The organism is Rhizobium sp. NLR8a, from assembly GCF_019685235.1.
Taxonomy (GTDB): domain Bacteria; phylum Pseudomonadota; class Alphaproteobacteria; order Rhizobiales; family Rhizobiaceae; genus Rhizobium.
On the sequence record NZ_JABDWI010000009.1, the window covers coordinates 147,713 to 170,458 of the forward strand.

Annotated in this window: 25 protein-coding genes and 2 pseudogenes; 18 read left to right on the plus strand and 9 right to left on the minus strand. The window is 57.8% G+C overall.

The window, feature by feature from the left end; all coding sequences use genetic code 11:
• The first annotated feature begins 20 nt into the window (after positions 1-20).
• The 7 genes from HJC04_RS18550 to HJC04_RS18580 all read left to right on the plus strand — a co-directional run bounded on the left by HJC04_RS18550 (position 21) and on the right by HJC04_RS18580 (position 7,970).
• A complete protein-coding gene (locus HJC04_RS18550) occupies positions 21-725 on the plus strand; it encodes a hypothetical protein (RefSeq protein WP_221124252.1) in 705 nt (234 codons plus the stop codon).
• Positions 722-2,545: a hypothetical protein gene (locus HJC04_RS18555; protein ID WP_221146806.1), complete on the plus strand. Its 1,824-nt coding sequence runs from the start codon at positions 722-724 to the stop codon at positions 2,543-2,545. The genes HJC04_RS18550 and HJC04_RS18555 overlap by 4 nt, the downstream gene beginning before the upstream one ends.
• Complete coding sequence (locus HJC04_RS18560) at positions 2,542-2,958, plus strand: GNAT family N-acetyltransferase (RefSeq protein ID WP_210628743.1); 417 nt, start codon at positions 2,542-2,544, stop codon at positions 2,956-2,958. The genes HJC04_RS18555 and HJC04_RS18560 overlap by 4 nt, the downstream gene beginning before the upstream one ends.
• Positions 2,924-3,928: a tail fiber domain-containing protein gene (locus HJC04_RS18565; protein ID WP_210628742.1), complete on the plus strand. Its 1,005-nt coding sequence runs from the start codon at positions 2,924-2,926 to the stop codon at positions 3,926-3,928. Before HJC04_RS18560 ends, HJC04_RS18565 begins: the two co-directional genes overlap by 35 nt.
• Complete coding sequence (locus tag HJC04_RS31810) at positions 3,925-5,841, plus strand: hypothetical protein (RefSeq protein ID WP_259668895.1); 1,917 nt, start codon at positions 3,925-3,927, stop codon at positions 5,839-5,841. The genes HJC04_RS18565 and HJC04_RS31810 overlap by 4 nt, the downstream gene beginning before the upstream one ends.
• A gap of 159 nt (positions 5,842-6,000) precedes the next feature.
• Complete coding sequence (locus HJC04_RS18575; protein ID WP_221122609.1) at positions 6,001-7,359, plus strand: hypothetical protein; 1,359 nt, start codon at positions 6,001-6,003, stop codon at positions 7,357-7,359.
• Between the two features lie 50 nt (positions 7,360-7,409).
• On the plus strand, positions 7,410-7,970 hold the full coding sequence (locus HJC04_RS18580; RefSeq protein ID WP_221122610.1) for a DapH/DapD/GlmU-related protein: 561 nt from the start codon (positions 7,410-7,412) through the stop codon (positions 7,968-7,970).
• Between the two features lie 74 nt (positions 7,971-8,044).
• Here HJC04_RS18580 and HJC04_RS18585 read toward each other — a convergent pair whose 3' ends face one another.
• The 6 genes from HJC04_RS18585 to HJC04_RS18610 are packed head-to-tail and all read right to left on the minus strand — an operon-like array spanning position 8,045 to position 14,520.
• Positions 8,045-9,742, minus strand: a complete 1,698-nt coding sequence (locus HJC04_RS18585; protein ID WP_221122611.1) for a hypothetical protein — start codon at positions 9,740-9,742, stop codon at positions 8,045-8,047.
• Positions 9,743-9,801: 59 nt separating this feature from the next.
• Positions 9,802-10,647, minus strand: a complete 846-nt coding sequence (locus HJC04_RS18590) for an FkbM family methyltransferase (protein WP_221122612.1) — start codon at positions 10,645-10,647, stop codon at positions 9,802-9,804.
• Between the two features lie 28 nt (positions 10,648-10,675).
• Positions 10,676-11,416 carry an FkbM family methyltransferase gene (locus HJC04_RS18595; protein ID WP_221122613.1) on the minus strand — a complete coding sequence of 247 codons (741 nt, stop codon included), beginning with the start codon at positions 11,414-11,416 and terminating at the stop codon, positions 10,676-10,678.
• A 5-nt stretch (positions 11,417-11,421) separates the two neighbouring features.
• Positions 11,422-12,198: a bifunctional 2-polyprenyl-6-hydroxyphenol methylase/3-demethylubiquinol 3-O-methyltransferase UbiG gene (locus HJC04_RS18600; RefSeq protein WP_221146807.1), complete on the minus strand. Its 777-nt coding sequence runs from the start codon at positions 12,196-12,198 to the stop codon at positions 11,422-11,424.
• A gap of 1 nt (position 12,199) precedes the next feature.
• Positions 12,200-13,528: a glycosyltransferase family 2 protein gene (locus HJC04_RS18605; RefSeq protein WP_221122615.1), complete on the minus strand. Its 1,329-nt coding sequence runs from the start codon at positions 13,526-13,528 to the stop codon at positions 12,200-12,202.
• A gap of 5 nt (positions 13,529-13,533) precedes the next feature.
• On the minus strand, positions 13,534-14,520 hold the full coding sequence (locus HJC04_RS18610; protein ID WP_221122616.1) for a lysylphosphatidylglycerol synthase transmembrane domain-containing protein: 987 nt from the start codon (positions 14,518-14,520) through the stop codon (positions 13,534-13,536).
• 266 nt (positions 14,521-14,786) lie between these two features.
• Here HJC04_RS18610 and HJC04_RS18615 point away from each other — a divergent pair, with 266 nt between their 5' ends.
• From HJC04_RS18615 to HJC04_RS18630, 4 genes and pseudogenes are all read left to right on the plus strand, one after another.
• Positions 14,787-15,041 (plus strand): hypothetical protein, encoded by a 255-nt coding sequence (locus HJC04_RS18615; protein ID WP_221122617.1) that lies wholly within the window; start codon positions 14,787-14,789, stop codon positions 15,039-15,041.
• Positions 15,016-15,177 (plus strand): annotated as a pseudogene (locus HJC04_RS18620) (glycoside hydrolase family protein); the annotation flags it as partial. The gene HJC04_RS18615 and the pseudogene HJC04_RS18620, both read left to right, overlap by 26 nt.
• On the plus strand, positions 15,163-16,446 hold the full coding sequence (locus tag HJC04_RS18625; RefSeq protein ID WP_311043572.1) for an acyltransferase: 1,284 nt from the start codon (positions 15,163-15,165) through the stop codon (positions 16,444-16,446). The pseudogene HJC04_RS18620 and the gene HJC04_RS18625, both read left to right, overlap by 15 nt.
• Positions 16,447-16,601: 155 nt before the next feature.
• The gene (locus HJC04_RS18630; RefSeq protein ID WP_221146885.1) at positions 16,602-16,802 is read left to right on the plus strand and encodes a hypothetical protein; all 201 of its coding nucleotides are present in this window, start codon (positions 16,602-16,604) and stop codon (positions 16,800-16,802) included.
• 61 nt (positions 16,803-16,863) lie between these two features.
• Here HJC04_RS18630 and HJC04_RS18635 read toward each other — a convergent pair whose 3' ends face one another.
• Both HJC04_RS18635 and HJC04_RS18640 read right to left on the minus strand, forming a co-directional pair.
• Positions 16,864-17,547 carry an isoprenylcysteine carboxylmethyltransferase family protein gene (locus tag HJC04_RS18635; RefSeq protein ID WP_210628730.1) on the minus strand — a complete coding sequence of 228 codons (684 nt, stop codon included), beginning with the start codon at positions 17,545-17,547 and terminating at the stop codon, positions 16,864-16,866.
• Between the two features lie 127 nt (positions 17,548-17,674).
• Positions 17,675-18,211 (minus strand): hypothetical protein, encoded by a 537-nt coding sequence (locus HJC04_RS18640; protein WP_210628729.1) that lies wholly within the window; start codon positions 18,209-18,211, stop codon positions 17,675-17,677.
• A gap of 202 nt (positions 18,212-18,413) precedes the next feature.
• Between HJC04_RS18640 and HJC04_RS32255 the strand changes: the two are divergent.
• The 7 genes and pseudogenes from HJC04_RS32255 (at position 18,414) to HJC04_RS18670 (ending at position 22,310) form a co-directional block, all read left to right on the plus strand.
• Positions 18,414-18,615, plus strand: a pseudogene (locus HJC04_RS32255) (hypothetical protein).
• Positions 18,590-19,054, plus strand: coding sequence for a lysozyme (locus HJC04_RS18645; protein WP_221146808.1), 465 nt, complete (start codon positions 18,590-18,592; stop codon positions 19,052-19,054). The pseudogene HJC04_RS32255 and the gene HJC04_RS18645 overlap by 26 nt, the downstream one beginning before the upstream one ends.
• Positions 19,054-19,416, plus strand: a complete 363-nt coding sequence (locus HJC04_RS18650) for a hypothetical protein (RefSeq protein WP_210628727.1) — start codon at positions 19,054-19,056, stop codon at positions 19,414-19,416. The genes HJC04_RS18645 and HJC04_RS18650 overlap by 1 nt, the downstream gene beginning before the upstream one ends.
• Before the next feature lie 4 nt (positions 19,417-19,420).
• A complete protein-coding gene (locus tag HJC04_RS18655; RefSeq protein WP_210631674.1) occupies positions 19,421-19,648 on the plus strand; it encodes a hypothetical protein in 228 nt (75 codons plus the stop codon).
• Positions 19,645-21,501, plus strand: coding sequence for a hypothetical protein (locus HJC04_RS18660; protein ID WP_221146809.1), 1,857 nt, complete (start codon positions 19,645-19,647; stop codon positions 21,499-21,501). The genes HJC04_RS18655 and HJC04_RS18660 overlap by 4 nt, the downstream gene beginning before the upstream one ends.
• Before the next feature lie 12 nt (positions 21,502-21,513).
• Positions 21,514-21,942: a DUF1515 domain-containing protein gene (locus tag HJC04_RS18665; RefSeq protein ID WP_221146810.1), complete on the plus strand. Its 429-nt coding sequence runs from the start codon at positions 21,514-21,516 to the stop codon at positions 21,940-21,942.
• Positions 21,943-22,124: 182 nt separating this feature from the next.
• Complete coding sequence (locus HJC04_RS18670) at positions 22,125-22,310, plus strand: hypothetical protein (RefSeq protein ID WP_082240273.1); 186 nt, start codon at positions 22,125-22,127, stop codon at positions 22,308-22,310.
• A gap of 164 nt (positions 22,311-22,474) precedes the next feature.
• Here the strand turns inward: HJC04_RS18670 and HJC04_RS18675 are convergent, their stop codons facing one another.
• Positions 22,475-22,675 (minus strand): hypothetical protein, encoded by a 201-nt coding sequence (locus HJC04_RS18675; RefSeq protein WP_210628724.1) that lies wholly within the window; start codon positions 22,673-22,675, stop codon positions 22,475-22,477.
• Between the last annotated feature and the right edge of the window lie 71 nt (positions 22,676-22,746).

Consider the following 22,746-nt stretch of genomic DNA (forward strand, 5'->3'; position numbering starts at 1 on the left):
CTCAACCGGAGATCGCCCGCATGTCGCTGCTGACCATCATTCAGAACGTCTGCGCGGAGATCGACCTCGATCCGCCGACGGCCGTCATGTCGTCGGCGGATCCGCAGATCATGCAGCTGCGCATCCTCTCCACCCGCGCCGGCCGCGACCTGATGCGGGCCCATGACTGGTCGGCGCTGATGGTGCGGCGGCAATTCCAAGCGACCGGTACCGTCCCCGAGCCGGCCGAGCCCCCTTCCGACTGGGATCGCTTCGCCGCCAATGCGCGGATCTGGAACGTCTCTCGCCTCTCAGCGCTGAACGGCCCGGTGGAGCCGCAGACCTGGCAGCGCCAGACCATCCTCAATGCCAACCCGGTGCCGCAGATCTGGCGCATGGCGGCGGGCAGGCTCGACATCTACCCGAATGTTGCGGGTGAGACGATCGAATATGCCTATGTCTCCGGCTTCTGGGTGGCGGTGAACGGCGGCGCGGCCACTGCCGCCAACTGGGCTAACGACACCGACACGGCGCTCTTTCCCGAAGAGCTGCTCGAACTCTCGCTGATCTGGCGCTGGAAGCGGGCGAAGGGCCTCGATTACGGCGAGGAGCTTGCCTCTTTCGAACGAGCCAAGGAAGCCGCCATCGGCGCCGATCGTGCCGCAGGCCCTGTCGACCTTTCGCTGCCGGCGAGGGGACAGGCATTCGAGAATTATTGGCCCGGCACGATCACGGTGACGCCATGACCCGCAGACCTGTCCCTCCGAACGGCCGCACCCGCCGCGTTTCGCCAGGCAAAGACTGGATCGCGCCGATCGGCGGCTGGCGAACCGATGTCGAGATGGCCGATATGCCCGAAGACGCAGCCTTCCAGCTCGACAATTTCTTTCCCGAGGCCAACCGCGTCCGCGCCCGCTACGGCTTCCTCGCCTTCGCCACCGGCCTTGGCGCCGACGTGCAGACGGTCATTCCCTATTCCGGCGTGAGCAACAGGCTCTTTGCCGCCGCCGGCGACAAGATCTTCGACGTCACGGCAGGCGGTGCGGCCGGCGCGCCTGTCGTCTCCGGCCTCGCAAGCGCCCATTGGTCGGTGCAGCAATATACCAACCCGGCCGGCCAGGAATTCCTGCGTCTCGTCAACGGCCTCGACACGCCGCTGATCTTCAACGGCACCTCCTGGACCAACAATTTCCTGGTCGGCACGGCGGCACTCGCCACCCAGAATGTCGCCGTGCGCAACACCGCCTATACGCTGAGCTTCTTCGGCACCGGCTCGGTGACCCTCTCCGGCGCTTTCGCCGGCACGCTGAGCGGAACCGGCGCCGGCAACCGGGTGTCGCTCACCTTTACGCCGGCGGCCGGCACGCTCACCGTCACCGTCACCGGAACGGTGACCAATGCTCAGCTGGAAAAGGGCGTGGCCGCCACGGCCTATGTCGCCTCGACGATGATCACGGGCATATCGGACGCCTCGCTGCTTTGCGCCGTCACCGCCTATCGCTCGCGACTGTGGTTCATCGAAAAGAACTCGACCAATGTCTGGTACCTCGCCACCGACGCCGTCAGCGGCGCGGCGACGGCGCTGCCGGTCGGCGGCAACATGAAATATGGCGGCACGCTTGTTGCGATCAACGTCTGGACGATCCCGGTGTCGACGGGCCTGCAGCAATGCCTGGTGCTGATCTCCTCGGAAGGCGAGGTGATCGTCTTCCAGGGCTCCGATCCTTCCAGTGCTGCCAATTGGGGCCTGATCGGCACCTTCAAGCTCGGCCGGCCACTCGGCACCGATCGGTGCCTGCTGTCGGTCGGCGCCGATCTCGCGATCATGACCACCGATGGCATCGTGCCGATCACCAAGGCGGTGCAGCTCGATCGCGGCGCCGCCAGCCTCGGCGCCATTACCGCCAGGATCGGCCCGACATGGCGCGCGACCGTCGCGGCGACCGGTACGACCTCGCAGGAATGGCAGCTTTCGAGCTTTCCGGCGCGGCAAATGGCGATCGTCAACCTGCCGTCTTCCTTCGGCCCCTATCAATATGTGATGAACACCGAGACCGGTGCCTGGTGCCGCTTCGTCGGCATGCCCGCTTCCTGCTGGGCGAGCTGGCAGGACCGGCTGTTCTTCGGCGCCGCCGACGGCACGCTTTACGAGGCCGAAGTCGGCGCCAACGACAATGGCGCGGCGATCGACGCGCTGATGGTCGGCGCCTGGAGCCGCTTCGGCGACGGGCTCTCGACCAAGCTTTCGAAGCTGATCGGGGTGACGGCCGAGATCGGCGTGTCCACTCTGATGTATGGCGGCATCTCGGTCGACTATCAGACGAAAGTGCCGACAGCGCTTCTGTCGTCGGTCGAGAACAATGCAGCGGCGAAATGGGGAACGGCAATCTGGGGTATTTCGAAATTCCCTGGCCTTTCGCTGGTGCGCAAATTCGCCTCCGCCGGCGGCGCCGGTTCGGCGCTTGCGCCCACCATCCGGGCGCTGATCTCGGGCTCGTCAGGCTCGGTCTCGGAAGCCGCTGTCGTCGGCGGCTCGCTGCTTTACGAGAGGGGCGCGCCGATTTGATCGTCTGCGAACCCAGTGCCGAGATCGCCGCCTGGGTCGGCGCCAGGATCGGTGTCACCTTCCACCCGCCCTACACCACGCTTGCCCATGTCGAGCGCGGCCGGATCATCGCCGGCTTCGTCTTCAACGTCTGGACCGAGCACGATATCGAGATCTCGCTCGCCGCCGACCGGCTGTCGCTGACGCTGATGCGCGCCGTCTTCGACTATGTCTTCAACCAGCTGGGCTGCCGCCGCGCCACCTGCCGCACCCGCGCCGACAACATCAGCGCCCAGAGGCTGCTCGCCAGAGTGGGCGCTGAGCCGGAAGGCCGCCAGCGCGGCTATTTCGGCGATTGCGACGGCCTGCTTTACGCCATCATGAAGGAGGATTTTCCCCATGGTCTCCACGCCAAAGGCCCCCAAGGCGCCTGATCCGACCCAGACCGCCGCGGCGCAGACGGCCACCAACGTCGACACCGCCATCGCCAATGCGGGCCTCAGCCACACCAACCAGTACACGCCCGACGGCTCGCTGGAATACAGGGTCAGCGGCTATCAGACGATGACCGACCAGAACGGCAAGACCTACAGGCTGCCGACCTATTCCGCCTATCAGACCTATTCGCCCGAGAACCAGGCGATCTACGACCAGACTCAGCAGACGCAGCTCGGCCTTGCCAGGCTCGCCAACGACCAGACCGCCAAGGTCTCCGGCATCCTCGGCACCAATGTCGACCTCAGCGCCGGCAATGTCGACAAATATGTCAACGATCACTGGCGCTCCGGCTTCGACGACCAATGGAACCGCGACCAGGCGAGCCTCGAGCAGAGCCTCGCCGACAAGGGCATCGCGATGGGCTCGGCGGCTTACGACAACGCCATGCGCGATTTCTCCACCCGCAAGCAGGCCGCCTCCGACCAATATCTCGGCGACATGTATTCCAATGCGCAGAATTCGATCCTGACCGAGCGCAACCAGCCGCTGAACGAGATCTCGGCGCTGATGTCCGGCTCGCAGGTGCACCAGCCGAGCTACGTCAACACGCCGGCCACCCAGCTGCCGACGGTCGACCAGGCCGGCCTGATCAACGAAAACTTCAATCAGAAGATGGGCCTCTACAACCAGCAGCTCGCCCAATCGAACGCCGCCATGGGCGGCCTCTTCGGCCTCGGCGGCTCGCTGCTCGGCGGCTGGGCGAAATCCGACCGGCGGCTAAAGGAAGACATCCGCCGCGTCGGCACGCTGGACAACGGCCTGCCGGTCTACGCCTTCCGCTACAAAGAGGGCGGTCCGATGCAGATCGGCCTGATGTCAGACGATGTGCGCGAGATTCACCCCGACGCAGTGTTCGAACATGCAGACGGCTTCGACCGTGTCAACTACGAAAGGGCAGTGGCATGAGGGGTTTCCTCTTTGGTGGCGATACCAGCAAGAAGCAAAATGAGATCAGCGACGAGCGCAAGCGGCTGGCCCATGCCATGCTGCAGCAGGGCATGGATGCGAGCCCGGTGCAATCTCCGTGGCAGGGCGCGGCGCGCCTTGTCCAGGCCCTGATGGGAGGGCTGGCGATGCGCCGGCAAGAGCAGGAGATGGGGGCTGATGAACCCGGCAACGACAATTTCGCACCGCTGCCCGGCAACCCGCCTGTTCCCGGTGATAGACCCCTCTATGCCCCGCTTCCGGCGGCGAGCAATGGCCGTCAGCAGCCCGCGGCGGCGCCTGCTCGGCCCGATGCCGGTCTCTTCGCGCCGCTGCCCGACAACGGACCCATTCCGACGCCGAGACCCTATCGCGACCCAATGGTCACGACCGACTATCGCCCGGCGCCGCAGATGGCGGCCGATCAGCCCGGCGACGATGCCATCGCTCTGCCGCGTGAACCCATTCCTTCGCCGAAACCCGGCTATCGCGACCCAGAGATGACAACCGACGAGCGCCGCCAACAGCCCGCGGCGCCGTCTGCTGGCGGTGGCGGTGCCGGATCCGCAAATGACCGGGCAGAGCTTCAAACCATTCTAACCGATCCCGTTCGTCGCACCGAGCTGCCAGCCGGCATGCGCAACAATAATCCCGCCAATCTCAAATACGTCGGCCAGCACAGGCCAGGTATCATCGGCCCTTCCGAGAACACTGACCAGGGCGATCCGCAGGTCGTCTATGCCACGCCGGAAGCAGGCATGGAGCACAATTTCTGGCAGGTCATGAGGAAGTATCGAAAAGGCATGCTGACGCCAAATCAGATCATCGCTGGAAACGCCGGTTGGACGCCTAACTCCTTTACGGCGGCGGCCAACATCGCGCGATCCATGGGCATCGGCCCTGACGACGATTTGCGCCTGACCGACCCGGTAATGGCAAAGAAGTTTATGCGTGCCCTGATCACTCAGGAGCAGGGACCATCGGGCGATCTTTATCCCGACAGCATGATTGAAGCGGCAATCGCGGCACAGCCCAAGGAGGCCGCCGCCTTCGCTACCGTACCGGCCAACGGGCCTGTTCCCACGCCGAGGCCGGATTATCTCGATTCGCAGCTGACGACGGACGAGCGCCGCCAGCAGCCGGCAGCGGCGCCGACCCAAGCTGTCGGCGATCCCTTCGCTCCGCCCGGCAAGGTGCCCGTTCCCACGTCAAGACCCGGCCACCGCGACCGGCGCGCTGCAATGGGCAATCATCGCCAGCAAGCCGCCGACGCCGATGTCTTCAACGGCTTCATGGACACTGTGAAGAACGGTTATAAGCAGCGGGATGGATCGATCATCAAGGTGACCAACCCTTATGGTCTGGCGGCGGTTGCCTCGACCGGCCAGTCCGAAAGCAGCTTCTCGACCGAGAGAGCCAACGGCTCCTGGTCCGACCCGAGCCAGAGCGGAAAACAGGGCACATCAGGCGGCATCATGTCGTGGCGAAACGCCCGCCTGCAAGCGCTCTATGACTTTGCCGCCCAGAAAGGCGAAAAGCCAGGTGAGATCAGCCCGCAGACGCAGGCCGAATTCTTCCTGCAGGAGGATCCTCGTCTGATCGCCAGACTGAACGCCGCCAAATCGCTCGAGGAAGGGCAACGCCTGATGAACAGAGCCTGGGCTTTTAAAGGCTACGATGAGCCGGGGAACGAGGAGGTCGCCCACCGGCTCACCAGAGCCCGGAGCTTCATGCCACAGTTTCAGACGCAAGGCGCGGCCGATCCCTTCGCTCTGCCCGACACCCCGCCCATTCCGACGCCCCGGCCGGCTTCCGGCAATCCGCGGGAGACGATGAACAGAGGCCGCGAAGGGGCAGGGGCCGCGCTCGTGAATGCGCTCCTGGCGCGGCTGTAAAATGGCCGGTGACAGGCGCGATTCAGGCTTTCAAGGGCAGCAACTCGTGAAAGCTCGCTCGGCGCCGGGAGCAGCCACCATGGCGCCGCCGGCAATTTGACTACTGCACAACTTTGGGCCTCGTAATCTCGGGGCCTCTTCCTTTCGGAGCAAGGTAAAATGCCCAGAAACCCATCAACCGGCGTCTATTCGAAACCCGCCGGCACGACACCCTCCGTCGGCCAGGTCATCGATCCCGCGCCATGGAACGCGTTGACCGTCGACCTTGGCAACGAAGTTACCAACTCGCTGCCGCGCGACGGCTCGGCGCCGATGACAGCGCCACTCAAGGCGGCAAGCGGCACGGTTTCGGCGCCCGGCATCGGCTTCGCCACCAACCCGCAAACCGGCCTTTATCTGAAGGGTGGCGGGCTCTTAGGGTTCACGCAGAACGGCGTCGACGTCGGCTTCGACAAGGCGTTGGTCTATGCGGCGAAGTCGGGCGATTACACGGCGGTGGCCTCCGACGACAATGCGGTCCATCGCTTTACCCAAGCCGTGACGCTCACCCTCAACGCAGCGGCAACGCTCGGCGCAAACTGGCGCTATTGCGTCATTGCCGATGGCGGCGACGTGACGATTGATCCCTCCGGCTCGGAGACAATCGATGGTGCGGCAACGCTTGTTCTCAAGAACGGCTATAGCGTCAACATCACAAGTTCGGGTGCCGCCTTTTTCACCGATAAGCTTTCCACCAGGATCGGGAGTAAAGCCGATAGTTCGGCTGTAGGGGATTTCGTCGTCGGCCTCATCCCTTCCAACAACGGTAGCAGCCCGAACACCCATATCGACTTCACCCCCGGCTCGGCCAGGTCGGGGTCGAGTTTCGTTTCCAGCGCGGCGTCGTTCACCAAAAGGGTGACGGGAACATTTGCGGCAGGAACGGGCGCGGGCGGCCTCGATGCCGGCGCCGTCGCAGCAAATGCGACATACTTCGCCTATGCCTTGCGCAAGGACGCCGACCTGTCTTTCGACGTGGTTTTCTCGACCTCAGCGACGATCGGCGGCATCACCACGACACTGCTCACCGGCTATACCATCGTCAAATGCATCGGCGTCGTGCTGACCGATGGAAGTTCGAACATTCGGCCGTTTGTCCTGTATCCACGTGACGAATATACGTTCGTGATGCCGGTCAAGGATGCGATCGGTGCTGCTATCTCTACGACTTCGGCACTCCTGGCGCTGACAGTGCCAAATGGGGTTAAGGTCAAGGCGAAGCTGCGCTTCGAGTTCACATCGTCGGCAACGACCAACGCGGCTCTGCTATCAGACCCTGCACAAGGTGCCCTTGTAGCCGGCGCTGGCAGTGACGGCGCCAACGTCGGCTCTATCCAGGTAGCGAGCGGTTTTGCAGTGGGATCGCAGGAGATATGGACAAATACGAGTCGGCAAATTCGTATGACGTTGGGCGGGTCAACCGGTAGCATCTGGATCTGGACCGATGGCTTTCATCTCCCTTGCGGAAGGAGCTCTTGAATAAGCTCCACGCCTGTGTTTGACATGCTGCTATCACGCCGGGAGTAGAAATGGCACAGGTCGACAAGGCATCGTATCGCAATCGAGGCGGCATAATCCAACGGCTCGTTACTGCTTATAAGCGCTTCCGCTATTTCACCGCGGCCGGCGAGAATCTCGTGGTGAAGCCCAGCGCTGAGTTTCGCCTAGTCGGTCATGCCATCTTCAAAGTTGGCGATAACGTCACGATCCAAGACCAGTCGTTCTTTCAACTTACAATGCCAGAGCCCAAAGTCTTTATCGGCAACAACACCGTAATCGGCCGGCGCAACATCATTACGGCGAAAAACCGGATATCAATCGGCAATGATGTCCTAATCGGCTCTGATGTCCAGATCATCGATCACGGCCACGGCATGAGGCGCGATACGCCAATCAGGCTTCAGAAGGCCGAAATCGGTTTTGTCGAAATTGGTAACGATGTTTGGATTGGCGCTGGCGCCAAAATATTGATGAACGTTACGATAGGGACTGGAGCGGTAATCGGGGCAAATTCCGTGGTAACTACGGACATCCCGGACTATGCAATTGCAGTTGGTTCACCGGCGAAGGTCATTAAATACCGCAGCTAAATCGGTCCGGCCAATAACAAAGAGCGGTAGTGAGGAAATGCCGGCGTCTCGGCGTCTCACACACCGCTATACTGTCAAAGTGCTCGCAGCGTCACATTTACCAAGCCACTTAAGTGGGCTTTCAACTCGCTAGATTTGATAAAGCGAAAATATAGATACTCGTATGCGAGAGATGCGTTATCCCACGAGATTTTTTTGGATGATATTTCAAGCTCAGCTTGCGGTCCACTCAGATCGATATCTTTTGCGCTGGCCCAGGCGTCGCAGAAAAAAGCGATACGAGCGGGGTTCGTCGAATGAACTGGCTTTACGCCTGGCGCCGAGTCGATGCCGAAGAACTCTATGTGATGAGGCGTAAATGCCATCCTGGTCTGTCCGCCCCAAATGATGTGAAATTTCGAGGTATAATCAGCAAACCCATATTCCGAGGCCTCGCCCGGCATCGGAAACTTGTCGGTGATCCAATAGTTCGAAAAAGTCGACCATTGTGGATTATCAATAAGATATTGCGAGACCGCCAAGTCTTTTGCCGCTCGTGCCTGCCAAGCTGCGTAACTTCCCCACCACCGATTTGTAAATAATGTAAGAACGACCAGAAGTAACACGAACGAAGCTCTCTTGCCCTGCAAGCTAGGCGTTTTTCGCTCCAGAAATCGCAAAACACCGACCGCGATCACGGCCAGGGGAAGGGGCATCAGAATCCCATTTCTCATCAACACCCCAAGCTCCGGACTCTTTCCGACAAGGATATAGGGAAGAGTTCCGCAAAGAAGTGAGAAGAGCCCAAAGCTTACTATCTTAAGGCCGCCGTCTGGTCTCCGATTGTCGATATCCGGATTCCCGGCGGGTGGCGTTCTCAGGAGGAAAAATAAAGTGACAAAGAACATCGAATATATGAAAACAGCAAAAAATACATAAAAATTAAACTCAAACCAAATTGCAATAGGTCTAAACGCAACAGGCTTTACAATTCCGTTAACCACGAATCGGTAAGCATTATATGCGATGCTCGGGAGATTTATATCAAAGCTGTTATAATTCTTGTAAAGACCAGTTTTCTCATAATAAAATCCCTTATACGCCCAATATGCGATAGGAAGAGCTGCAAAATCTAGTTTTGATCTGCAGAATGAAAAAAATGTGGATATGAACCCTCGTAAGCCAACCCGCCGGGCCGCGTCGTTACTGTGGACGAGGTATGCAAGGAGGAAAGCAGCGGCGTAAAGTACAAGCAAAGAATTAAGTGTAAATGACGCAAAGTAAATAAGGAGGGATGCCCCTCTGGAGAGGTAGTGAAGGCCTCCACGAATCCGTTCAACTGAGATAAATAGGTACGTCGCCACCAAGAATAACGCATAGGCGTTGAAGTAAGTTGAGTATGTGATTATTACTGTAACGGTAGTTATTGGTAGCAGGTTCGAAAAAAGCGCAATATAAAAAGATTCTCGTTCATTGAGAAACCCGCTTCTTAAGGCGATAAGGTAAGAAAAAATAACAGCGACGTATACGCCGAAAATTACTACAGATTTAAGAAGAAAAACATTTGGAATATAAGATAGAGGCCAAACGTAATATGTGAACATTGGCACAGCTGCGGACGAATACATGTTCATGATTGCGTTCCAGTCTCTAAAAAATAGTGACGAGAACAGGCCGGCGTCTTCCGCAAATATCCCTTCATTCAAGAAGGCCATCCAGTGCGTGCACAAAACTGAAATAGTCAGCAGAACCAAGCTGCTGATCCTGGGCACGCGTTGAATGTAGTCGCTCATGATGTCTCCTGAGATTCCAAATTCCCCAAAAAGTGGCTGCGGAAATGCTTTACGCGGTATCAATCTCTAGTGGCGAGCACGTTCAATCCTCCGCCTGTGGGGATGACCGATCTAACAAAGTCCGGGTTTCGCGGTAGTTTTCGATTTCTGGCAACATCGGATATCTCATATCCCATGCTCCAGAGTGAATTCAGAATCGCGTCAAATTTTTCTGGCTGCGATTTGTATACGTACGGCGCAAGCTCCAATAGAATTTTAGGCTGGTACTTTTCTATTGTTGCCTTGGAGCCAAGCAACACATCGCTTTCGTTTCCGTCAACGTCCAACTTAACGAAATCAATGCGATCGATCCCGTTTGCTGCAACAAATTCATCAAGTGTACTCATAGCCGCGCCAACTGTACCCATCAGGCGGCCGTGATGTTCAACATGCAGATCGCCTGTAGTTTCTAGCGGCCAACTCGAATACACCGCGTCAGGCAATTTAGTGTCAGTTGTTGCCATGAGCATCATCTGATGGGCGCTGATACGCGGCGATAACATTGGATTGAGTGCGATATTCGCCTTCTGCTTTCGGAATGCAAAAGCGGTCGGTTCAAAGGAAAACACCTTGCCGCGTGCTCCGACAAGTTGTGCCAACGGCAAGGTATGTGCTCCGATGTTTGCGCCGATATCGAGAACGACATCGCCTTCGTTCACTAGCCGCGCATAGAGCTTCAGAGTTTGCACCTCAAAACCACCCAGGACGTAGATTGCCAGATCTATCCCTTCCTTGAGGTCGATAGACCAAGTCACTCCCCTCCGCACGGCGATAAGCTCTGACGGAAGGTGAAAAAGACCGCGCCCCCAAAGAATTGCCGTCGAAATAGAGCGCGCAATCCTGATTTTGTTGCTGGTCGATAGCATGTGTTTTCGTCCTAAGTTGTTGGTGGCCTCACGGACGCGAGCGTTTGCTGAGGATCAGATTGCAGTATTGGCTGGCGTCCTGCGGGTCAAACTGAGCGCCGTCAAAATTATGCAAAGCAGCACCGCGGATCATTTGTATTTCCAGATCAAGTCGATCGATAAAGGTGAGGAGAGCTGCCGCATCCACGCCGGCCTTTGAGAGGCCGTAAGGCCAATACTCCATCAAAATCTTGATATTCACGTTTTCCTGCAGCACGCGCTCAGCGCCCCGCAACACGCTGAGTTCGTAGCCTTGGACATCGATTTTAATCAGATCTACGCGCGTTCCGCTTGGGAAATACTGATCGAGGCTCATGACTGGGACACTGATTGCCTGTCGACCGTCACCGCTGTCAAAGGTACGATGATCGACATTTAACTCGTCAGATATGAAGAGTTTGATAGCTCCGCTTCGCTCCCCAACCGCAGCATGATTAAATCGAACATTGCCCAGGTTCCGCAAATTTTCTCTTAGTCTATGATAGTTCGCGGGGGCGGGCTCAAAGGCATGCACAATCCCACGGCTGCCGACAAGGCCTGACAGAAAGCGAGTGTAAACCCCGATATTTGCACCCACATCCACAATCGTCATGTCAGGCCCAACAAGCTCTCGTAGTAGCGCTCGCTCAGTCCGATCTGAATAGCTCTTCCATACGCGATAGATTGGGTGGTAGAGCGGAAAACAATACCTATACAGCAGATTGGCGATGGAGATGATCGTTGTGTTCATCGTTGTTACTTTGCGATCAAGTGCGCGCTAAAGAACGACGCGAACAGTCTGGGAAACGTACGGGCAAGCCGCCTATCAAGCGGGAGATAGAGCCGATAAAGCCAGTGTGGTACCGGAAATACTCTGGATATGCCTCCAGTCGCCATGTAGGCGATACTCGTAAAATAACCTAGTTTGGTCGCCTTTAAATCGTATTGATTTGACAATGGTGCTAGCCAATCGTGACGCGAAAAGAACATCATATAGGGCATTGCCTGGTTTGAAGACGATAGGGGACCTTCAATCGTGTCTAGAACGGGTTGCGAAACTTGGAAATTAACCGGTTCATGATGGAAGAACTTAAGCAAGGGAAAGGAAACGGCAGAGAAAAAAGGTTCAACGAGTACCAGCTGCCCCCCTTTCTTAAGCTTTCGGCTTGCGCCGCTTAGAAAGAAAATAGGATCACGCAGGTGATGTAGTACATTTGTCATGGTGATCACATCAATACTGCGGTCCGGGATATCCTGTAAGTCTGCGATGTTATGACAATCAAAAACGATGTCTAAATATTCGAGATTGAGGACGTCTGTAGTTGTTACATGCGGCTGGAATATTTTCAGTGGTGATGTGCCGCTACCTATCTCTAGTACCTTTTTCTGAGAAAAGTTTGGGATATCGTCGAACAACTGTGAGTACAGTTCGCGATACCAAAGCATTAGATTGCGATTGCTTTGAAGTCGGTTACGATTCTCCAAAGTCGTTGCTAGGTCATGATCGTAAAGTTCTGTATTCTCGATCTTCATCTCAGATGAACTTTATTCGCCGAGCAGAAAAGGCGAGCATCGCCAATAGGATAACGCCGTGGCGCCAACGAGAAATATTTGTTTCTCCATAAAGCCTTTGGCGATAGCAGATTGGAACCTCAACTATCTTGAGGCCCATTCTTGCCGCGCCGAAAATTAGATCGAAATCTCCAAATGGATCGAAATCGCCGAAGTAGGAACGATTTCTGGCGAGCTTCAGATAATTGGACCTACTGATAACCTTTGTTCCGCAGAGGGTGTCTTTGAACCGTTGGCCGAGAACAAACGAGAAGGCCATAGCAAAAAACTTGTTCCCTAGTAGGTTGAAGAAGCGCATCGCTTTCTTCTCCATTGGATACACAAGCCGGGTTCCGTTGATGAATTCGCCCTTGTTGTCCTTAATCGCAGCGTAGAATTTTGGAAGATCCTCGGGTGGAACGGTCATATCTGCATCAAGAATCATAAGGATTTCATTCGAAGCAAGGCGGAATCCCTTTCGAACAGCGTCCCCTTTTCCCTTTCCTTCTTGCTGGTCAATTAGAATTCTACGCTCTGATCCATAGCGGGCTTGTGCGGCCTGGATCGCACTCCAGGTCTCATCCGTTGAATTGCCCTCGACGAAGATAATTTCGTCTTTGGGCCCCATGGGTGGAATGCGCCTGACAATTGCGTCGATATTGCCGGCCTCATTTCGAGCGGGCACGATGATTGAGACGGATGGCGCGTCGACTTCTTTCATCGCTATAGGTCTTGCGACGGCGATGTTCAAAAGACAAAGATTTCTGAATACTGGCAGAGGGGCGATGTAACGGTTGATAAAGTTGCTGACGAGCGGAATATACAGCGGGACTAGGACTTTTTGATCTAAGCTGATCAACTCGAAATTTTCGAGTTCCAGCAGGTTACGAACGTCCTCATGCGCTAACCAGTTTGCCTCAGGTAAGTTGCCTCGCCAGCCCAGGGCCGACGCGAGATTAACCAAAGGTCGCCATAGGGCGCTATAATAGGTAAGAACGAGGCGGGTTTCCGGATGGCACGCCTTATGCAGATCGGCGAATAGCTTTTGAATGTCGCGTTCATAGTGGATAAGTCCACCGATCACTAAGTATTCGGCGCAGGTTTGCTTAAGCTGTTGATAAGGAAGCACTGCATTTTCTCGAAAGCTCTCAGCGGAGGGGCTTTCGCTAGACTCTGGACGGAACGCGACTCGACCTTGGGGCATCGCACCTATTAGAAGTGACGAAGCAGGATCGATTTCTACGACGGAATTTTGAGGAAGTATAAAAAGCTCCAGGTACTTCCGGAGAAGGGAATAGAAATATTCTCTCATTAGTTCTAACTTTGCAAGACGCGCGCCAAGCGCCACCGGCCGTAAAGGATCGCTGCCGGCAGGACATAAGCTGTGAAAAATAGGAGATGGATAGCTGTCGCTACAAGAAAGCCTTCAGCGGATGAGCGCCCCAGGAGAATGAATGCAGAAACTACTGAAGCATGAAAAGTTCCGATACCAGAGGGTGCAGCAGGAAGCATCAGGCCTAGAGCCCCTGCGAACAACACGACGAGCGCCTCTTCGTAGCTGAGTGCCACTCCCACAAATTGTGCGGCAAACACATACGAGAGAGCGTACGCTGACAACCACATTAACAATGTAAGAATGCTGGGAGAGAACAGGTTGTTGAGCGTCATTTGCTCACCCACGCTGCGTATTAGCACTGCGACATGTCTATTAAAGAAGGATTCATGCCCGAAATAAGTGAATACCGCGCGGGCCCATCTCAGGAGAAGCGCGTTAAAGTATTTCACTAGCACAATTGCACCGAATGCAAGTCCGAGAGCCGAAGATATTGAAACAAATAGTATGTCAGTGTGGGCGGAATCCATCGATAGTGTTAGGATTACAGCAGCTAATACGCCGACGGCAGCGATCGTAATCAGATCGATTACCTTTTCAACCATTAGACTGCCAAATACCTCGGCTTGAGCTATTCGGCCTACGACATGGCTGTAGTGGACTCGCAACAGATCTCCACCTCTTGCAGGGAGAAACATATTGCCGCCGAGGCAGAGAATGGAGGCTATAAGAGAGGTGCTCTTGTTAAGTTTTCCACCTATCAGCAGCTGCCAACGGCAACCGTATATCACGGCAATCAAGAGAGCCGTAATCGAAAATGGCCACAGAGATGCTGGGTGAACGCCTTCCTTAAGTATACGAATAGTATCTTGCCAGCTGATCGAGCTAACCAGGAACGCAAGCAGTGCGAGGCTCACAAGATAAGCGAAAAAAGTGCGAGCACTTATTTTTGAACGAGCTTGTGCGGCCATCTAATTCGATCTTCGAAACCTGAGAGTCTTGAAGGCTAGACAGGCCGTGACTCCTGCCACTGGCCCCGGCAAATCTGGGAACACGACATACAGAGCGGCACCGCTTTAGCCGTATTCCGGCCCTCGACTACCCTTAAGAGAAAACTTTAGCAATAGACAACGATTATTGTACTGAGCGGTACCTTTATTGGGTCGCCGCGGAGCCACAGTTCAACACTCGTCTCCGTTCGGGAGGCGGGTTTATCCACAGCCCTCCGGAGTTCCCGATGCTCGTCCACAACTGGCGCGCCGTGGTCAGGCACGCCTGGTCCGTCCGTCTGATGGCGCTGGCGCTGCTCTTCATAGTCCTTGAGCCCGTGATCAATTTCGTCGCCGCAACTTGGGTGTCGCGCAACCTCTACATCCAGATTGGCATGTCTACGGCATCGGGGCTCTTCGCTGCGGCGGCGATCGTCGCCCGCGTCTTCGTCCAGCAGAAAATCTCAGGAGAACTGAATGGCAAACCGCCTGCAGAAAGGTAGCGCCGCAGCCGCGATGGCAGTTGCATTGGTCGGAAGCTTCGAAGGGCTCCGGCAGCACGCCTATCCGGACCCGGCCACTCAAGGCCAGCCGTGGACGATCTGCTACGGCAGCACCAACGGTGTGAAGCCGGGCGAGCAAGCGCGCCAACTGGGCCATCGTGACACCCCGCAAACAATAAACTCTGACGCGAGTAACCTTTGGGGGCGCTTCCAATCCCGGCATGATTGCGCTATTCCCGCCGAGAGACGGAGGGATTGGACGTTGGATGCTCTTGCACATCGGGAGTCGGAGATACAAGCGCGCGGTCGCATACGTGGATTGGATGGGCTTAGAGCAATATCATTGCTTTTGGTGCTGATGGCTCATTGGTCACCAATCCCTTATCTCAACAAAGTCGCCGAATGGGGGCGGGGCGGCCTATTAATATTCTTCGTGATCAGCGGGTTTTTGATCACGAGAATACTCATAGGCCTGGCTCGCCGAAGACCTCGGATTGAGGGGGTACAGCTTCTCAAAGGCTTCTATGGTCGGCGATTCTTCCGAATCCAGCCTATCTATTATCTGGCGCTCGCATTTGTCATTTGCATGGGATTGAATGGTGCTGTGCGGGAGGATGCGATTTATCACGTCTTCTTCGTGCAAAATCTTTCAAATGTGGTGCTCCGGAATGATATCGGAACTTACGGACCAGCCGCTCCGTGGTGGTCGCTTGCAGTTGAAGAGCAGTTTTACGTTTTCTGGGCCCCGATCGTTATCTTCTTCCGGCCGAATGCTTGGAAGCTTTCGCTATTCGGGGCATTTGCGGTCGCGATCGGCTGGCGTACTTTCGCCTGGTACGCCGATCTTGGCCAGGCGAACGTTCTGGTCACGCTCGGAAATCTGGATTCACTTGCTGCCGGCGCAGCGGTCGCCATCATCACCTCGACAGTTCGGATTACCCCAGCGGTGTCGCGCAGCTTCTCGGCGATGATGGTGGTTGGCATCGCGGCACTCTGCCTGCTGTCATATACAGAGATGAGCCAAGGAATATTCGCGTTTCGGAGTAGCCTTGTTGGAAAAGCGCTTGCCGATGTGCCGGTTTATATGATCGCCTCATCGCTTATATTTTTCTTCGCTGTTGGCGGCGCGAAAACCGCAGCGACGGTGATGGAAAATCCCGTCCTAGTGTTCATAGGCAAGCGTAGCTACGGTGCCTATGTCTATCATCAGGTCGTGAACTACACGTTCTTTTTCGTCATTACACCGCTTTGGCTGGAGCCAAATTTTGGCATCCAACGTCAGTTGCATGGTTTCACTGAGTTTTGGGCTTTCACGTCGATCACGCTGCTGTTGGCGGCCTTGTCCTACAAATACATCGAGCAGCCGATATTCAGGGTTCGTGATCGGATCTATCCGACTACTTGATAGCGTTCATTGAACGTGTCGACCTTACTGAATGGCGAAAAACAGGTCGCCCGTCTCCTTTCGAGACGGGTGCTTTGCCGTATTCAAAATCTGGAGCCTCCCATGCTCTCGCCGACTGGCGGGCGGTGATCAAGCACGCCTGGTCCGTCCGTCTGATGGCGCTGGCGCTGCTCTTCATCGTCCTCGAGCCCGTCATCAATTTCGTCGCCGCAACCTGGGTGTCGCGCAACCTCTACATCCAGATCGCCCTTTCCACGGCATCGGGGCTCTTCGCTGCGGCGGCGATCGTCGCCCGCGTTTTCGTCCAGCAGAAAATCTCCGGAGAACTGAATGACAAACAGTCTACGGAAAGGTAACGCCGCGACCGCGTCGACCGTCACCGAGGACTGAGGGTCCGACGCGGCGGCGCGGTTCCCCTTATCCAATGGTCGTGGCGCGTTTGCCGCGCATGGGCAAAAACGGAATCACCCTGGGGACGCGCGAGGCATACGACCGGTAGTCTGGGAATGCCGCCCGGAGCACCGTCTCTTCGTTACTCATTCGGCGAAGTTGCAGACACCAATGCACGATTCCGAGAAATACCGTCCACGGAGAAAAGCTGAACAGGATCATTCCGATAATGAATATCTCCTCGGTCAGATAGAGCGGGTGCCGGACGATGGAATATGGCCCCGTTGTGACCAGAGCTCTTGCGCCAGGTGCTATGCTGAAACTGCGGCCGAGGATCGCAAGCATATATGCCGATGAAAGGAAGCCGACGATCATCAGAACCATTGCGGCAAGGCGCACAGCATCTGGCAACGCCATTGGCGGAGGCAGGAAGGCGATCAGCAGGAAGAGGAAGGTGCCTCCCATCGCCGTCAGGTATGGTTCAACGCCGCGCGCAGACCGCACCTGGGGCATTCTCGTCAGGGTCACGACACACATCATGCCGATAAATAAGATCGCAGCGATCTCAGCTATCAGGAATACGACGCCTTGGGACGGATAGTCGCCGGTCGTCATCGTCCGAGCGATCTTGGTCCACACAACAAGTATTGAATAGGAGCAGATGCCAATCCTGCCGATGACATCTGCAATAATCAAGTGTCGATTGTTCATTGGTGCCCCCGCGTTGTTTGGACGCATCTTCGCACGGTTGCGGAAAATGGCAATCGCAACCGTTTAAATTGGTGAATACCAACTATTGGGGATATGACTTACACGGACGCGCCGCCGGCGGTGTCCGTCAATGCAATGACACGCGATGCGCCAGCAGCCGGTCGATGCCGGCCCGGATGCGAATGCGGCGGATGATCTCGACGTGCGTGAAAACGCAGGCGAGCGCGGCCACGACGATCAACGCGGTTCCGATCAGCGCTGTCGGCAACGGCAGTGACCAGTCGATATAGCCATCGGGGAGTGACGCCCCACTGCGACCTGCTTCGGCTGTGCTTGCGGCGGCATTGGCAAGCACCAGCCCGAGCAGCGCAACATGCGCATGAACGAAGCGCGCCCTAAGAAACCGTTTCGGATGAAAAGCAAGATAGATGCCGAAAATCGTCATCGATGCAAACGCAGCGAGAAGTTCCCACGGTCCCATCCCTGCCGCGCTGAGTAACATGAGAGGCAGGCGCAGCACCGGCAGCAGCGTCAGGTAAAGCTCCCAAGCAAACGGGCGTGATGGATACATGGCCAGCAGTAGCATGCTGGCGGCAAATACCGCACCGATGGCATAGACCAAAGCAGGTCCGAGACGAACAAAAGTCAAAACCAAGATTCGCATTCGCTTTCCTCCTTCGGCAAGCTCTGGTTCCAGGCAGAATATTCGCAAATGCTTGAGCAAGGCTTATCGCTCGATCGGCGCGGCATGAATGACTCCGGCTGCGGCGATTTGCAACCTTCCACAAAACTTATCCACCTTAACGAGGCGATTTCATGAACATCGGTGGCGCGAGGTGCTGAAACACGCCTGGTTGGTGCGGCTGATGGCCCTTTCGCTGCCGCTCTGCATCGTCTTCAGGCCACACTACACCTCGTCGCCGCAACCTGGTGTTGCGCAACCTCCACATCGAGCTCGCCATATCGGCCACGTCGGGTCTTTTCACCGCGGCGGCGATCGTCGCCCGCATCGTCTTCCAGCAGAAAATTTCAGGAGAACTGAATGGCAAACCGCCTGCAGAAAGGTAGCGCCGCGGCCGCGATGGCCGTTGCTTTGGTCGGAAGCTTCGAAGGGCTCCGGCAGCATGCCTATCCGGACCCTGCCACCCAGGGCCAGCCGTGGACGATCTGCTACGGCAGCACCAATGGCGTGAAGCCGGGCGACCATAAGACGGTGGGAGAGTGCAGGGCGCTGCTTTCGCTCGAGCTGCAGCGGTACGCCAATGGCATAGAGCAGTGCGTCACCGTCCCGCTTCCGGATGCCCGCTTCGTGGCGCTGACCTCGTTCGCCTACAATGTCGGCATCAGGGCGGCCTGCGGCTCGAGCGCGGTCAAGCTCATCAACCAGGGCAGGACGGCCGAGGGCTGCGAGGCGCTCCTCAAATGGAACCGCGCCGCCGGTATCACCTTTCCCGGCCTGACGCGCCGCCGGCAGAAGGAGCGCGCCTTCTGCCTGGAGGGCATCTGATGTTCGGCCTTCTCGACGCGCTGAAGATGGGCGCCGGCATCGCCGCCGGCCTTGCCATCTATCACCTCTATGCGGTCTCGATCGGCTACCCCTCTGCGGCGCGCCAGGCGCGCGCCGGTTACGTCCTCATGTCCGAAAAGACCGCGGCAGATGCACGGGCGGCCGAGATGGAACGCCAGCGCAACGCCGCGTCGCTCGCCAGCGAAGAACACCGCAAGCGCCTTATGGCCGCGGAGGCCGCCGAGCAGGCCGCCAGTGACACACTCGAAACCGAGATCCAATCCTATGAACGTCAGCTTTCGCAAAAGAACCGTGCTTGCGCTGTCACTGCTGCTGATCGTGACTGGCTGCTCCGCCACTGAGCGCCTGAACAAGGCGGCGGTCGCGAGCGGGCAGGCCGCGGCCGGCATCGTGCTGCCGCCGCTGCCCGACGATCTCAGAAAGCAGGAAGCGCATGCGCCCGTGCGTGAAGGCGAGCCGCTGATTGCGATCCTCGCCCGCGAGCGCCAGGCGCTCGACCGCGCGAACGCCCGCCAGGAGCGCAGCGTCAAATTCTATGATGACCTCACCAGCCGATACGGAACACGCCGATGATGAATGCCATTTCGCTCGCCCTTGCCAATCCGATGCTGAACGGCGCGGGCGGGAGCGCCGGAGACCCCGACCGCTACATGTTCTTCGCCACCCGCAACCGCATGCCGTCGGGCGCGATCGTCACCGCCGCCTCCGGCACGAACTATGTCTGCACCAAGATCGTCGTCAACACGCCGCAATATAAGACGCGGACCTTCCGCTTTCATCTCTCCGGCTTCGCCTCGACGGAAGGCGGAAATTCGCCGCAGGAAACCGTCGTCACCGGCACGATCGGCACGCCGGGCAATTCCGTGGTCGCCGACGCCATGTTCGTCCGCGTCGCCGGCATCTTCTACCCGTGCACCTTTGCCGGGGCGAACACGGTGACCGTTGCCGACCAGACGAACGGCGCCTGGACGGACGAGCTCACCATTCCCGACGTCGCGCCGGAAAGCGAAATCGAAATCTGGCTGTTTTATCACACCGCCGTCGGCGAGAAGATCTGGCCGGTCTATCGCATCCAGAAGCATCGCGGCGAACGCGTCTGGGGCGCCGGCGATCTCGCCACCCTTCTTGCCTTCAAGGACAGCCCGCTCGCCGACAGCACCGCCGCGCTCGATACCGGCTACGGCACCCAAGCGCAGCCGCAATATTGGGGAGCCGATTTCATGGTCGCCAAGGGCGATTGGGATGGTAGGCCCGTCGCGCTGGCTTTCGTCGACAGCATCGGCGAGGCGCGCCAGGAATATTCGTCCGCAGCCGATGCGCGCGGCAATCTCGGCTGGTTGCGCCGGTGGCTCGACAGGGACGGCGGCCCGGGCCGCATTCCCCATTGCCTGATCGGCATGCCGGGCGCCGGCTCCGTCCGCGAATATACCGGCAGCGGCTCCTCGATCGCCACCAGGCGCCGAGACATCATTCGCGAAATCATCGCCTTCAACGGCAATAAATGGCCGTTCACGGTCATAGCAAACCAGATGGGGCAGAACGACACGGCCTCGACCTATACGCAGTTCTTCACGACCAACTACCGCTCGCTGGTCACCCGCCTGCGCGGCGAATATGCCGGCGTCAGAATCGTCGCCTTCCCGCCGCTCGGGCGGACGACGATCACACGCACCGTCACGCTGACCTCGGTCGGCACGGTTGCCACGGCGACCGTCGCAAGCGGCCTCAACGGACTTGCGACAGGCCAGACCGTCAGTATTTCGGGCGCGACGCCCACGGCCTATAATGGCAGCTATGTGATATCGGTCCTCGACGCCAACACCTTCACCTACAATTTCGCCGGCGGCACCTCGCCGGCGACCGGGACCATCACCTGCAACGATCTCGGTCTCAGGGCCGAGTATCAGGTCTATGGAACCAACAACAGCTGGCCGTCGGACGGAACGGACGCTTCGGGCAAATGGCGGCTTCGCGATGATATCCTTGCGCAGACATCGGCTTGCTGCGACGCGGCAATCGATACCTACGCAGCCTGGGTCTCCCCCTCCAGAGGCGGTGTCTGGCCCGGCATGCTCGAGCTTGCGAGCACGACATTGACCACCCAGGCCGGAACTGACGGCGTTACCACCTATAACCAGATCGTCGTCGCGGATGCGAGCATCTTCAGGCCCGAGCAGACGATGCACATCTATTCCGGTCCGGACGGCCTGGCTCGCCTGAGCACGCAGGTCGTCGCCAGCATCGCCGGCAACGTCATCACCTATCAAGGCGTGAGCGCGGTGGTCATGCCTGTAGGGTCGGTGGTGCGTCCGGCGCCGTCTGTCGGGGAGCTTTCGCCGATATCCTTCATCCACCCGCAGCCGATCATGATCGACCGGATTTCGAGCGGCATTGCACAGTCCGAAAAGCTGAAATTCAATTTCTGAGGTGGCCTCGCCATGACATCCAATGACGATATCCTGCGCGCTCTGGGGCGCGTCGAGGGCAGGCTGACCGGCATCGAGGAAAACGTCGCGCTGCTCCGCCAGGAGATGAGCGACGAAAAGGCCAATGCCCATGAGGGCCGCGCCGTGATCCACAAGCGGCTCGACGACCAGGCAAGGCAGATCGCCCATCTCGATACCAGGGTGGCGATGACAGGCGGAGCCAACGCGCAGATCCGCGCCGAGATCAGGGCGCTCAAGGAAACCGTCGAGAAGAACCAGGAGATGGTCGGCCCGGCGCTCGACGAGTGGAAACGGATGAAATCGATCGGCTATGGCATCTCAGGGCTGATCGCCTTCGCCGGGCTGACGACGGGCGGGGTCATCGCCTATGCCAGCGATGGCGCGGTGGCGGCACTCAGGCATTGGCTGAAGATCAGTTGAGCGGGCGCCAACTTTGCGCTGTTGGCGCCTGGCGACTGACGGCGAATGCCGGCAAGTCAAACGCAGCAAAACGGCGTCAGCTCGGCTGATATAGTGCCGTATTTCTCCCCTTGCTAAAATTAGACTTTGCTAACGAACCAAAATGCCTTTTGTTTGTTATCCTCTTCAAGGAGGAAACGGACATGAAGAGCATGAGCAACCGCCAAGTTCGCGTTCCCGGGCCCCGGGAGCATGACGTTGCCGAGCATTGCCGCAAGTTTGGGATTGGCCCGGCGGAGGAGAAGAAGCTGAAAAAGCTGCTCGGGTCTCACGCGCCGCTGCATGAGATCCGGGCCAATGCGCCGCCGCCCCAGCCGAAATGGCGATAGCGCCGGAGCCGGAACTTCCGGCAACTATCCGGCGTTTGGATCGCCGGGCCGCGCGGCTGGTCTCGTCTCCTGTACCCCTGCTACCCCGGCAGGCGCCGCGCGGTCCACTGATTCCCTTGTTCCCGGCGTGTCGGCGTGCGGATCTGTCCGCGCACGCCGAGCCGTCAATGCCGCAGCTCGCGCGATAGCATCAGGATATAGTCGTCGGCGATATCGGCGACCACCATGGCCGCTTCGGCCGGCCGATAGCCCCTGCCGACAGCCTCGGCGACAATCTTCATCACCTGCGGTTCAAGCGCTTCCCGACAGTCGGCCAGGCTTTTGTCGTCCGGGCATTTGGCACGAAATTCCAAGATGTTATTCATGGCATACCCCTCCGTTTGATGTTGCGCGCTGCTTGATGCATGAAGCCGGTCCCTTTCGGGAAAAGCGGGTC